Here is a 12,508-nt window from a genome sequence, read left to right as displayed (position 1 = left end):
GCCCCGGCAACGGACACAGCGGACACGGACGCTCCGGCGACGGACTTCGCCGGCCAGGGCGTGGTCGTGACCGGCGGCGGGCGCGGCATCGGCGCCGCCCTGGCCCGGGCCTTCGCCGCGGCCGGCGCCCGGGTGGTGGTCAACGACCTGGACGCCGGCGCCGCCCGCGCCGTCGCCGGGGACTGCGGCGGCACCGCCGCCCCCGGGGACGCCGCCTCCCCCGAGGGGCTGGCCGCCCTGGTCGGGCAGGCCCGGGCCGCGCTCGGCGAGATCGACGTGTGGTGCGCCAACGCGGGCGTCGCCCCGGTCGGCGGGGCCGACGCGCCCGCCGCGGCCTGGGCGAGCGCCTGGGAGGTCAACGTCCTCGCCCACGTCCGGGCCGCCGACCTGCTGCTCCCCCGCTGGCTGGAGCGCGGCGGCGGCCGCTTCCTCGCCACGGTCTCCGCCGCCGGGCTGCTCACCATGTTGGGATCGGCCCCGTACGCGGTCACGAAGCACGGCGCGCTCGCCTTCGCCGAGTGGCTCTCCGCGACGTACCGCCACCGCGGCGTCCGGGTGCACGCGCTCTGCCCGCAGGGCGTGCGCACCGACATGCTCGCCTCGACCGGCGCGGTCGGCGAGGCCCTGCTCGCGCCCACCGCGCTGGACCCGGAGGACGTCGCCGAGGCGGCGCTGGCCGGGCTGCGCGAGGGCCGCTTCCTGATCCTGCCGCACCCCGAGGTCGCCGAGTACTACCGGGTCCGGGCCACCGAACCGGACCGCTGGATCAACGGGATGAACCGGCTCCAGCAGGGGCTGGAGAGGAGCGAGGCGCTGTGAGGGCCTGGCAGGTGGAGCGGCTCGGCGAGCCGGGCGAGGTGATGCGGCTGGCCGAGGAGGTGCCGCGGCCGGTGGCCGGGCCGGGGCAGCTGCTGGTCCGGGTGCGGGCCGCGGCGGTCAACTTCCCGGACGCGCTGATGGTGCACGGCCAGTACCAGGTCCGCCCGCCGCTGCCGTTCACGCCCGGCGTGGAGCTGTGCGGCGAGGTGGCGGACGGCGCGCGGCGGGGCGAGCGGCTGATCGGCAACCCGGTGCTGCCGCACGGCGCCTTCGCCGAGTACGCGCTGCTGGACGCGGCCGCCGCCTTCCCCGCTCCCGGGGCGCTGGACGACGCCGAGGCGGCCGCGCTGCACATCGGCTACCAGACCGCGTGGTTCGCCCTGCACCGCCGGGCCCGGCTGGCGACCGGCGAGACGCTGCTGGTGCACGCGGCGGCGGGCGGCGTGGGCAGCGCGGCGGTCCAACTGGGCCGGGCCGCCGGGGCCCGGGTGGTCGCCGTGGTCGGCGGCCCCGCCAAGGCGCAGGCGGCCCGGGCGCTCGGCGCCGACCTGGTGGTGGACCGGACGGCCGGGGACTTCGTCGCCGCCGTCAAGGAGTTCACCGGCGGGCGCGGCGCGGACGTGGTCTTCGACCCGGTCGGCGGGGACGCCTACACCGGCTCCGCCAAGTGCGTCGCCTTCGAGGGCCGGATCGTGGTGGTCGGCTTCGCCGCCGGCCGGATCCCGGCACCGGCGCTCAACCACGCGCTGGTGAAGAACTACGCCATCCTCGGCCTGCACTGGGGCCTCTACAACACCCATGACCCGCAGGCCGTCCGCGCCGCCCACGACGAACTGACCCGCCTCGCCGCCCAAGGGGTGGTCCGCCCCCTGGTGAGCGCCCGGGTGCCGCTCACCGGGGCCGCCGACGCCGTCCAGCTCGTCGCCGACGGGCGCAGCACCGGCCGGATCGCCGTCCTCGGGGACTGACGGCAGGCTCGACGGGAGCGCGGTGCGGTGGTCGGCGGATGTGCCCTACCGCGCGTACTCCATCTCCGGGAAGCGCGCCGAGGGCCCGTCCAGCAGGTGGTCGTCGTGTCCGCGCAGCCAGCGGTCGAGGAAGGACGCGACGTAGGAGCGGGTGGCGAGCACCGCCCGGTCGGGGCGGACGTCGCCGACGTCGGCGCTCAGCCGCTCCGGGGTGATCGCGCCCTGCCGGGCGAGCTGGGGCAGCAGGGACTGCGCGTCGGTGTAGGAGCCGTGCCGGGAGCCGTTCAGCGTGACGTCGGCGTGCCAGCCGGTGCTGTGCTGCCAGAGGGCGTCCCAGCCGGGCTGCCGGTGGTGGTCCCCGGAGTCCTCGTTGCGGGTGCCCATCAGCAGGAACGGGCGGTCCAGGCCGTCCTGGGCGACGCTGGGCAGGTACACCCCGGTGTGACCGTCGGGGCCGGGGAAGTGCAGTTGGCCGTCCAGGTTGACGCCGGCCGCGATGCGCGGGTCGTCGTGCATGGCCTGGAGGGCGGTGAAGCCGCCCGCCGAGTGGCCGACCATGCCGATCCGGTCGAGGTCCAGCGAGGCGGCGAGACCGGCCGGCAGCCGTGGGTCCAGGCGCAGGCCGCCGAGTTCGTCCAGCACGAAGCGGGTGTCGTCGACCCTGGTCCGCATCGACTCGCGCAGCACCGCGCCGATGTCCAGGCCGGGCTGTCCGACCAGCGCGGGGAACACGGAGGTGGCCAGCTCCCCGTCGGGGAAGGCGACTTCGGAGGCCTCGTAGGTGTGGTCCAGCGTGACCACGACGTAGCCGCGCGAGGCCAGGTCCTCGACCAGCCCGGTGCCCCAGGTGCGCGGGTCGCCGAGGCCGGCCGAGTACAGCACCACCGGGCGCGGGCCGCCGGGCAGGGCGGGGGCGTCGGGCCGGGCGTGGGTGCGGATGCCCGCCCAGTCGGTGCGGCCGGGCGTGGCGCCGTGGTTCGCCTGGCCGATGCTGCCCTCGGTGCCGAAGTGTTCGCCGGCGGCGGGCGCCATGTACCGGGCGCGGTCGGCGCCGGTGGCCGGGCGGGCGGTCGGGTACCAGAGGCTGATCATCAGCTCGCGGCGCTGCCCAGGCTTCCAGGGGTCCTCCCGCCCGGCGTCGGTCAGGTGCAGCGTGGTGGTGCCGATCGGGTACGGCCCGGTGGGCTCCGGCAGCCAGGCCCGGGCCTGCCGCTCGCCGCCGCCGTCCGCCCCGGGCGCCGGTGCTGCCGCCACCACCCCGGGGGCGCCGACCACTCCGAGCACCGCCGTCGCCGCCAGCAGTACCGCCGCCGCGGCCCGTCCCCGCCCGCCCATGATGTCTCTCCTCGTCCCCGTCGACCTGCCGGCCTTCTGATCTGCCGACCTGCTGATCAGGACAGTACGGGCGGGGGCGGGCCGCGGCCGTCATACCCAGGAGCCAACCCGCCCCTGAGTACTCCGGTATGACACCCCTACGGGTGCCGCCGCAGCTCCCGCCGGGCCAGCGAGCGCTTGTGCACCTCGTCCGGGCCGTCGGCCAGCCGCAGGGTGCGGTTGCCGGCCCAGAGCTGCGCGAGCGGGGTGTCCTGGCTGACGCCCGCGGCGCCGTGCGCCTGGACGGCCTTGTCGAGGATCCACTCGACGGTGCGCGGGGTGGCGATCTTGATCGCCTGGATCTCGGTGTGCGCGCCCCGGTTGCCGACGGTGTCCATCAGCCAGGCGGTCTTGAGTACGAGCAACCTCAACTGCTCGATCCTGACCCGGGATTCGGCGATCCAGTCCTGCACCACGCCCTGCTCGGCGAGCGGCCGGCCGAAGGCGACCCGCCCGTTCACCCGGCGGCACATCAACTCCAGGGCGCGCTCGGCGATGCCGATCGCGCGCATGCAGTGGTGGATCCGGCCGGGTCCGAGCCGGGCCTGGGCGATGGCGAAGCCCGCGCCCTCCTCCCCGATCAGGTTCCCGACCGGGACGCGGACGTCCTCGAACAGCACCTCGGCGTGGCCGCCGTGGTCCGCGTCGTCGTAGCCGAAGACCGTCATGCCGCGCCTGACGGTGACGCCGGGGGTGTCGCGCGGGACGAGCACCATGCTCTGCCGGCGATGCGGTTCGGCGGCCGGGTCGGTCTTGCCCATCACGATGAGGATCCGGCACTGCGGGTTCATCGCCCCGGTGATGTACCACTTGCGGCCGTTGACGACGTACTCGTCGCCGTCGCGCTCGATCCGGGTGGCGATGTTGGTGGCGTCCGAGGAGGCGACCTCGGGCTCGGTCATCGCGAAGGCGGAGCGGATCTCGGCGTCCAGCAGCGGGCGCAGCCAGCGCTCGCGCTGCTCGGCGGTGCCGAACTGGGCGAGCAGTTCCATGTTGCCGGTGTCGGGGGCCGCGCAGTTGAGCGCGGGCGGGGCCAAGTGCGGGCTGCGGCCGGTGATTTCGGCGAGCGGTGCGTACTGGAGGTTGGTCAGGCCGGCGCCGCCCTCCCCGGGGAGGAAGAGGTTCCACAGGCCTTGTTTGCGCGCCTCGGCCTGGAGTTCGGCGACGACGGGCGGGATGCTCCAGGCCTCGCGGGCCGGGTCGGCGAGCTGCTGCGCGAGGGCCGCCTCCGCCGGGTGCACGTGCTGGTCCATGAAGGCCAGCAGTTGCTCGCGGAGTTCGTCGGTGCGGGCGTCGTAGGCGAAGTCCATCGGTCAGTGCTCCTTGAGGGTGCTCAGGCCGTACCGGGCGAGGATCGGGGCCATCTCGCCGGCCCGCTCGAAGCCCGCGCCGAGGGTGCGGCCCTGCTGGTAGCGGTAGTGGATGCCCTCGGCGACGACGGCGAGCTTGAAGGAGGCGAAGGCGACGTACCAGTCCAGGTCGGCGGCCTGGCGGCCGGTCAACTCTGCGTAGTACGCGACTAGTTCGTCCGGCTTCGGGAAGCCGGGGGCGGTCGCGGCGGAGGGGATGATGCCGCCGCCGACGCCGGCGACCTCGGTGTACATCACCAGCAGGCCGACATCGGTGAGCGGGTCGCCGAGGGTGGACATCTCCCAGTCCAGCACGGCGGTGATCGCGTCGCCGTCGCCGACCAGCACGTTGTCCAGCCGGTAGTCGCCGTGCACCAGGGCGGGCGCCGGGGAGATCGGCCGCCGCTCGGCGAGCAGGGCGTGCAACCGCTCCACGTCGGGCAGTTCGCGGCTGCGGGAGTTCGCCAACTGGGTGGACCAGCGCCTCAGTTGGCGCTCCAGGTAGCCGTCGGGGCGGCCGAAGTCCACGAGGCCGACGTCGGCCGGGTCGATCCGGTGCAGGGCGGCGAGGGTGTCGACCAGCCGTCGGCCGAGGGCGTGGACCCGCTGCTCGCCGAGGGCGGCGAACGGGGCGAGGGCCCGGTGCGCGAGGCCGGGGACGAACTCCATCAGGTACCAGGGGGCGCCGAGCACCTCCGTGCCGGGATCGAGCAGCAGGGTGCGCGGGACGGGCACGTCGGTGTCGCGCAGGGCGGTCATGACGCGGTACTCGCGGCCCATGTCGTGCGCGGTGGCCAGGACGTGTCCGAGCGGCGGGCGGCGCAGCACCCAGCGGCCGGTGCCGTCGGTGAGGACGTAGGTGAGGTTGGAGCGGCCGCCCTCGATGAGGTCGACCCGCAGCGGGCCCTGGACGAGCCCGGGCAGCTCGCGGTCCAGGTGGGCGCGGAGGCGGGCCAGGTCCAGCCCGGGCGGCTCGGCGGGGGTCTCGGGCATCGGGCGGCTCCTCGGGACGGGGCGTCATTGACTAAGCGCTTGCTTAGCATTCAGCCGGACGCCACTCGCTGTCAATGCCGCCCCGCACGCCACGAGCCCTGGAAAGCGCCCTGGGGCCTCTGGGACCACGAGCGCCACGAACACATCCGCGTGCCCGGCTCCTCGGACCGGATCAGGCGCTTCTACACCGTCGCGGCCGCCGAGGCATTCCAGCGGCACCTGGCCTCCGCCGTCCCGTAACCCGGCGCCCCGCGCCGCAGCCGCTCCGCCCGACCGCCACAATGGCGCCATGAGGTTGATCCACTCCCTGGCCGGCGCCCTGCTGCTCCTGCTCATCGTCGGCAGCATCCTGCGCACGCTGGTCGTCCCGCGCGGGCTGTACTCGGCGCTGGTGCAGCGCCTCTGGCGGGTGCTGCGGACCGTGCTCCGGCTCTACGCGACACCGTTCCGCGGCTACTACGCGCAGGACCGGGCCCTGACCTGGCTGGCACCGCTGATCCTGCTCGGCATGCTCGGGGTGTGGCTCAGCGGCATGCTGCTCGCCTACACCCTGCTGCTGCACGGCACGTCCGAGCTCAGCTGGTCGGTGGCCATCCGGGAGGCCGGATCCAGCCTCTTCACCCTCGGCTACGCCAGCGGCGAGCGCCTGCAACTCTCGGCGATCGACTTCATGGCCGCCGCCAGCGGGCCGCTGGTGATCGCCCTCCAGATCGCCTACCTGCCCACCCTCTACGCCGCCTACCAGCGGCGGGAGACCGAGGTGACGCTCCTCCAGTCCCGGGCCGGCGAGCCCGCCTGGGGCCCGGAGCTGCTGGCCCGGCAGTCCCTCGTCGACACCGAGACCGCGCTCCCCCAGCTCTACCGGGACTGGGAACGGCTGGCCGCCGACATCGGCGAGAGCCACTCCAACTACCCGGTGCTGCTGTCCTTCCGCTCCCCGCAGCCGAACCGCAGCTGGGTGGTCGGCCTGATCGCGGTGCTCGACGCGGCCGCCCTCCACCTGGCGCTCTGCCCGCGCTCGGCCCCGCCCGAGGCCCGCCTGGTGCTGCGCGCGGGCTTCACCGCGCTGCGCGACATCGGCCGCTCCGTGCGGATCGACTTCGACCCGGACCCGGACCCGGACGTCCCGATCCGCCTGACCTACACCGAGTACATCGGCGCCGTCGCCATGATCACGTCCGCCGGTTTCCCCCGCGAGCGCCCGGTCGACGAGGCCTGGCAGCACTTCCACGGCTGGCGCGTCAACTACGAGGCGCTGGCCTACGAACTCGCCCGCCGCGGCGACGCCGTCCCCGCCCTGTGGACCGGGCCGCGCGACTTCCACGCCCCCGTCATCCCTCCGGCCCGCCCCACCGACCGCCGCCCGGGCCCGACCAACCCCACCCTGCCGTCGGTCTGACCTCCGTCGACGGGCGTCAGACCGCGACCGGTGCGCCCGTGGCCAGGGAGTGGTCGGCGCCGGCCAGGATTTCGACCACGCGCAGGCCGAACTCCGCGTCGCAGGGGTGCGGTTGGCCGGTGGCGGCCGAGGCCTGGAGGGCGTCCAGGGCGCGGTGCAGGGCGGCGGCCGGGCCCTCGCCGCGCTCGGGCAGGTGGGCGATGCCGTGCTCGCCGCGCAGTTCCAGGTCGGCGCCACCGGCGCCGACCGGCGCGGTCAGGCTCAGCGCCAGGGTGCTGGAGGCGCCGTCGGCGTGCCGCAGCACCAGGTGGACGGTGTCCAGCGGGCCGGCCACCGCCGTGACCTGCGTCGCGTCGCCGAGCACCGGCAGCAGCACCGACAGCGCGTGCGGGCCGACGTCCCACAGCGCGCCCTTCTCCTCGCGCCACGGCGAGGCCGCGTACGGGCTGGTGCTGCCGGGGGCGAACACCGAGCCGAGCCAGTCCGAGCGGCCGGTGAACCAGCCGCCCAGCGCCGCCTGCTGCTCGATCCACGGGATCTGCTCCCCGCCGAAGCGGACGGTGAAGAAGACCACGGAGGCGACCCCGTGGGCCCGGACGGCCTCGGCCACGGCCTGCGCGTCCGGCACGGTCAGCGCGACCGGCTTGTCCAGCAGCAGGTGGCAGCCCGCCTCGGCGGCCCGAACCGCGAGGCCCGCCTGCACGGTCGGCGGCAGCGCGATCGAGACCGCGTCCACCTCGGCGAGCAACTGGTCGAGGTCCGCGTAGCCGGGGACGCCGTACGCCCCGCCGAGGGCCGTGGCCGCCTCGGGCCGGCGGGCCCAGACGCCGGTGAACTCCAGCCCGGGGTGCTCGGCGAGGACGGGTGCGTGCACCCGCTCCGCCCAGGGGCCGGCGCCCAGCAGTCCGATCCGCACGATGTCTCCGTTCCTCCGTGGTACTTGAAAAGGTTCAGCCCTGTACGCGGGCCAGCGTGAAGCCGTCATAGCCCTTGCTGCCGACCGTCTGCACCGACGTGGCGGTGACCCTCGGCTCGGCGGCGATCAGATCGTGCAGGGCCCGGGTGCCGACCACGGCCGGGTCGGTGCTGTCCGCGTCGGCGACGGCGCCGCTGCGCACCACGTTGTCGACGATGATCAGCGAGCCCGGCCTGGTCAGCTGGAGCGCCCGCCGGAAGTACTCGGGGTTGCTGGGCTTGTCCGCGTCGATGAAGACCAGGTCGAAGGGCTCCACGCCCTGCTCCACCAGCGCGGCCAGCGAGTCGGCGGCCCGGCCGAGCCGCACCTCGGCGACCTTCTCCAGCCCTGCGCGCGCGATGTTTCCCCGGGCGACCTCGGCGTGCTTCGGGTCGATCTCCAGGGTGATCAGGGTGCCGTCCGCGGGCAGCGCCCGGGCGAGCCAGATCGCGCTGTACCCGCCGAGCGTGCCGACCTCCAGGATCCGCCGCGCGCCCTGGGTCAGCGCCAGCAGGTGCAGCAGCTTGCCCTGGTTGGGGGCGACGGCGATCTTCGGCAGCCCGGCCGCGTCGGCGGCGGCGGCCGCGGCGTCCAGCGCCGGGTCGTGCCCCACCAGCTGCTCGGAGAAGTACGCGTCCACGGCATCCCACGTCGACTGGGTCATCGGGCCCTCCAGTTGTGCATGATCGGCAGGTACCCGCCGATGCTACTCCGGGGGCCCGACAGCCCCGCCGTGCTCAGTGCAGACGCCTCGTCACTCCGCTTACTCCGCTCACTCCGCGACGGGCGCCTTGGCGGCGGTCGCCGCGGCGGCCGCCTCCTCCGCCTCGATCTTGGCGTGGGTCTTGGCGGCCCGGCGCTTCATGAACCAGGCCGAGGCGCCGCCGATCAGCACCGCCGCGGCCAGGCCCGCCCAGGAGAACCGGGACAGCCAGGGCTCGATGCTCTTGCCGACCTTGTAGACCAGCAGTGTCGTGCCGCCGGCCCAGACGATGCCGCCCAGCACGTTGGCGATCAGGAACTTCCAGTACGGCATCTTCAGCGCGCCGGCGAGCGGCCCGGCGAAGATGCGCAGCAGGGCGATGAAGCGGCCGAAGAAGACCGCCCACATCCCCCACTTCTGGAAGGAGCGCTCGGCGGTCGCCAGGTGGGACGGCCCGAAGTGCTTGGGGAACTTCCGTCCGAGCTTCTCGAACAGCGGCTTGCCGCCCTTGCGGCCGATCGAGTAGCCGATCGAGTCGCCGATGATCGCCCCGAGGATCGCGACCACCGCGATCCACTCCGGGCTCACCACACCCTTGACCGCCATCAGGGTGGCCGTGACCAGCGCGATCTCGCCGGGCAGTGGGATGCCCAGCGACTCCAGCCCGATGATCAGGCCGACCAGGGCGTACACCGCGGTCGGTGGGACGCTCTCGATCCAGGCGTCGATGTGCAAGGCCAGTACCTCCGTGGCAGGTCGGAGCCGGCGCGGCCCTCAGCGGTGCCGCACGCCGGTTCCGGCAGTTGTCCGATGGCGGCAACGCGGCCGCTTCCCCATAAGGGCAGCCTAACGTGCCGGGCGGCCTGTCCCCCCGGCCGATCACCCGTGGTTACGACGTGCGGTGGTGCCCCATGGTTCCCGCGTGACCAGCCGTTCTTCAAGATCCGGCAAAGCGAAGTGCGACCACGGACGGCCGCGCGTTCACCCGGCGCACGAGCGGCAGCAGGGCGCGGAGCAGGCCCCGCCCGCCCTCCGGGTACACCTCGCGCACGTCGGTCACCGCCGGGTGCGCGGTGGCCAGCTTGCCGCGCTCGTCCGCGTCCATGCCGAACGGCATCGGCGGGGCCTGGTAGTGCCGGGTCCGCAGCTTGCCCTGGACGGTCCGGGCGCTGAACCAGCGCGGCACCGCGTCCAGCACCATCGACCCGCCGGGGAACCGCTCGGCGCAGGCCGCGATCAGTGCCCGCACCTCCTCCGGCCGCAGGTACATCAGCAGGCCCTCGGCGCAGATCATCACCCCGTGGGCCGGATCCACCTCGTCCATCCAGCCCGGGTCGGTGACCGGGCAGGCGAGGATCCGGCGCCGCTCGTCCGGCGGCAGCAGCCGCTCCCGCAGCGCGGCCGTCTCCGGCAGGTCCACCGACAGCCAGTCCGCCCGGCCGTTGTCGACCCGCCACGCCTGGGTCTCCAGGCCGTCCCCGAGGCCGACCACGGTGCCGCGCGGGCAGCGGGTCAGGAAGTCCGCCACCTCACGGTCGAAGCAGGCCGCCCGCAGCGCCTGCAACTGGCTGACCAGCGCGCCCTCCCCGAAGCGCTCCGCGAACGGGAAGTCGATCCGATCGACCAGCTCGACCGCCTTCGGGTCCTCCAGCACCGTGTCCGGCCGACGTGCCTCCACCGCGCGGTGCCACAGCGTCCACAACGCCGTCTCCGGCACCTCCGCCAACTCCGGCCGCTCCCCGCCGTTCATCGCTCACTCCTTCGGATGTGCTCCGCGCTGGACCTGCTCCGCGCCGGACGTGTTCCGCGCTCGGCGTGCTCCACGCTCCGGCCCGAACCCGCCGATTCTGACACCCCGGACGCGGGGACGCTCGGGCCGCCGCGCCGCTCAGCCGATGCTGAACGCGCCGTCCGGCGGGGGCGGGGAGTCGGTGGCGTCGGCGTCCGTGACCGGGGCGGTGCGGCCGACCAGGGCGGCCAGGTCGGCGCCGTCGGTGAGGCGGGCCGGGAAGATGTCGCCGGCCAGCAGCCGGGTGAGCTCGGCGGCCGGGAGCGGCGCCGTCGAACCGGCGAGCAGGATGTTGCCGTACCGGCGGCCGCGCAGCACCGGGGCCTCGGCGACCAGGCAGGTGTACGGGAACACCGCGCCGACCGTCGCGGCCTGGGCCCGGGCGAAGGCCAGCGGCGGGCCGTCGGCCAGGTTGGCGGCGTAGCAGCCGCCGGGGCGCAGGGCGGCGGCGGCCAGCCGCAGGAACTCCACCGAGGTGAGGTGGGCGGGGGTGCGCGAGCCGTGGAAGACGTCCGCGATGACCAGGTCCCGGCTGCCGGGCGGGGTCTCGGCGAGGGCGGCGCGGGCGTCGCCGACGGTCGCGGTGATGTCCGCGCCGGGCCCCTGCCAGGGCAGGTGCTCGGCGACCAGGTCGAGCAGCGGCCCGTCCACCTCGACCACCCGCTGGCGCGAGCCGGGGCGGGTGGCGGCGAGGTAGCGGGGCAGGGTGAGCGCGCCGCCGCCGAGGTGCAGCACGTCCAGCGGCTGCCCGGCGGGGGCGAGGGCGTCGGCGAGGTGGCCGAGCCGCCGGGTGTACTCGAACTCCAGGTGGGTCGGGTCGGCGAGGTCGACGTAGGACTGCGGGGTGCCGTCCAGGGTGAGCAGCCAGCCGCCGTCCCGGTCGAGGTCCGGCATGAGCTTGGCGAAGCCGAGGTCGGTGTGGCGCCCGACCGGCACCGGCTCGTCTGTCACCGGCTCGTCCGTCACCGGCTCGTCCGTCACGCGCTCTCCCCCACGGCCTGGGCGTCCACCGGCCGGACGTCCGCCAGTCGGACGTCGAGGTAGGCGGCGAGCCAGCGGTCCAGTTCGGCGAAGGCCTCGGTGCGGGCGGCCTCGCCCGAGAGCACCAGGTCGTGCATGCCGCCCTCGATCCGGACGATGGTGACGTGCCGGCCCAGTCGCGGGCCCTGGCCGGCGATGTCGTCGGCGCGCAGCACGGCGTCCGCGTGGTGCAGGGCGTTGTGCCACTTGGTGGTCGCGATCGACTTGGTCGACGCCATCAGCAGCACCGGCACGTCGATCCCGAGCCCGTGCCGCAGCTGCCGGTGGCCCTGGTGGATGGCGGCCAGCCAGCCCGCGTACAGCGGGAAGCCCTCGGCGGGCTTGAGGGCGAGGTCGAAGTCCCACTCACCCCGGTGGTCCTTGTGCAGGCTGTGCGTGTAGTGCGGGTTGAGCGTCGACGGCAGCACGCGGGTGGGCGCCAGTCGGCCGATCGCGGTGACGGCCGGGCCGCCGACGGTCCGCACGGCGGGCGCGGCCGGCATCGACAGGAACGGGCTGTTCAGGAACAGCCCCTCCACCAGGCCGCGCCCCGAGCGCCGCCCCGCCCACAGCGCGCCGATCAGCCCGCCGGTGGAGTGCCCGTTCAGCAGCAGCCTCCGGTGCCCATCCACCTCGCGGATGATCCGCACCGCCTCGTCGATCTCCTCGTCGTACTCGGCGAGGTCGCGCACGAAGTTCGGCGACTGGTGCGGGCGCAGGGAGCGGCCGTACTTGCGCAGGTCCAGGGCGTAGAAGGAGAACCCGAGCGCGGCGAAGTGGTCGGCGAGGTTGGTCTGGAAGAAGTAGTCGTTGTACCCGTGGATGTACAGCACGGCCCGCTCCGCCCCCGGCACCAGACGGCGCACCAGCGTCGCGCAGACCTCCCCCTCGGCGTCCGGCCGCAGCGTCAGCTCGGCCGTCTCGTAGGGGGCACCCAGGATGTCTTCCCGAAACTCCATCTGCGCCGCACCCGTCCTCATCCTCGACCTGCCGTCCGTCGCAGGTGCTCTTGATCCAGGACCCCGACAATACCGGCCGGTAGCCCGGGGCTGCCTGTCGGGCGGCGCTCTGCGGGGCACCGGTGTGACCCGGCCGTCCGCGCCTCCTGATCGCTCCCCGTGCGCCTGCTGTGCGCCGGT

Annotated in this window: 12 protein-coding genes; 3 read left to right on the top strand and 9 right to left on the bottom strand. The window is 74.7% G+C overall.

Translation table 11 applies throughout. From position 1 onward, the window contains the following. Positions 1–60 precede the first annotated feature (60 nt). Together AB0O82_RS18370 and AB0O82_RS18365 are read left to right on the top strand one after the other, a co-directional pair. On the top strand, positions 61–819 hold the full coding sequence (locus AB0O82_RS18370; protein WP_363584868.1) for an SDR family oxidoreductase: 759 nt from the start codon (positions 61–63) through the stop codon (positions 817–819). After that, positions 816–1,787 (top strand): NADPH:quinone oxidoreductase family protein, encoded by a 972-nt coding sequence (locus tag AB0O82_RS18365; RefSeq protein WP_363584815.1) that lies wholly within the window; start codon positions 816–818, stop codon positions 1,785–1,787. Before AB0O82_RS18370 ends, AB0O82_RS18365 begins: the two co-directional genes overlap by 4 nt. Positions 1,788–1,832: 45 nt before the next feature. Here AB0O82_RS18365 and AB0O82_RS18360 read toward each other — a convergent pair whose 3' ends face one another. From AB0O82_RS18360 to AB0O82_RS18350, 3 genes are all read right to left on the bottom strand, one after another. Further along, positions 1,833–3,122: an esterase gene (locus AB0O82_RS18360; RefSeq protein ID WP_363584813.1), complete on the bottom strand. Its 1,290-nt coding sequence runs from the start codon at positions 3,120–3,122 to the stop codon at positions 1,833–1,835. A gap of 137 nt (positions 3,123–3,259) precedes the next feature. Continuing rightward, positions 3,260–4,471, bottom strand: a complete 1,212-nt coding sequence (locus AB0O82_RS18355; RefSeq protein WP_363584811.1) for an acyl-CoA dehydrogenase family protein — start codon at positions 4,469–4,471, stop codon at positions 3,260–3,262. 3 nt (positions 4,472–4,474) lie between these two features. Then, positions 4,475–5,503: a phosphotransferase family protein gene (locus tag AB0O82_RS18350; protein WP_363584809.1), complete on the bottom strand. Its 1,029-nt coding sequence runs from the start codon at positions 5,501–5,503 to the stop codon at positions 4,475–4,477. 289 nt (positions 5,504–5,792) lie between these two features. On the opposite strand from AB0O82_RS18350, the gene AB0O82_RS18345 reads away from it, so the two are divergent. Then, positions 5,793–6,902, top strand: a complete 1,110-nt coding sequence (locus AB0O82_RS18345) for a hypothetical protein (RefSeq protein ID WP_363584807.1) — start codon at positions 5,793–5,795, stop codon at positions 6,900–6,902. Positions 6,903–6,918: 16 nt separating this feature from the next. Here AB0O82_RS18345 and AB0O82_RS18340 read toward each other — a convergent pair whose 3' ends face one another. From AB0O82_RS18340 to AB0O82_RS18315, 6 genes are all read right to left on the bottom strand, one after another. Further along, positions 6,919–7,818, bottom strand: a complete 900-nt coding sequence (locus AB0O82_RS18340) for a Gfo/Idh/MocA family oxidoreductase (protein WP_363584805.1) — start codon at positions 7,816–7,818, stop codon at positions 6,919–6,921. A gap of 34 nt (positions 7,819–7,852) precedes the next feature. Further along, the gene (locus AB0O82_RS18335; RefSeq protein WP_363584803.1) at positions 7,853–8,521 is read right to left on the bottom strand and encodes an O-methyltransferase; all 669 of its coding nucleotides are present in this window, start codon (positions 8,519–8,521) and stop codon (positions 7,853–7,855) included. A 108-nt stretch (positions 8,522–8,629) separates the two neighbouring features. Further along, a complete protein-coding gene (locus AB0O82_RS18330) occupies positions 8,630–9,295 on the bottom strand; it encodes a DedA family protein (protein ID WP_363584801.1) in 666 nt (221 codons plus the stop codon). 202 nt (positions 9,296–9,497) lie between these two features. Then, the gene (locus AB0O82_RS18325; RefSeq protein ID WP_363584799.1) at positions 9,498–10,310 is read right to left on the bottom strand and encodes a class I SAM-dependent methyltransferase; all 813 of its coding nucleotides are present in this window, start codon (positions 10,308–10,310) and stop codon (positions 9,498–9,500) included. Positions 10,311–10,448: 138 nt separating this feature from the next. Beyond that, positions 10,449–11,243, bottom strand: a complete 795-nt coding sequence (locus tag AB0O82_RS18320; protein WP_363584866.1) for a fused MFS/spermidine synthase — start codon at positions 11,241–11,243, stop codon at positions 10,449–10,451. An 83-nt stretch (positions 11,244–11,326) separates the two neighbouring features. Continuing rightward, on the bottom strand, positions 11,327–12,328 hold the full coding sequence (locus AB0O82_RS18315; protein ID WP_363584797.1) for an alpha/beta hydrolase: 1,002 nt from the start codon (positions 12,326–12,328) through the stop codon (positions 11,327–11,329). Positions 12,329–12,508: the final 180 nt, after the last annotated feature.

It is taken from the genome of Kitasatospora sp. NPDC088264 (genome assembly GCF_040685715.1).
Lineage (GTDB): Bacteria > Actinomycetota > Actinomycetes > Streptomycetales > Streptomycetaceae > Kitasatospora.
This window is presented reverse-complemented; position numbering and strand designations above follow the sequence as displayed.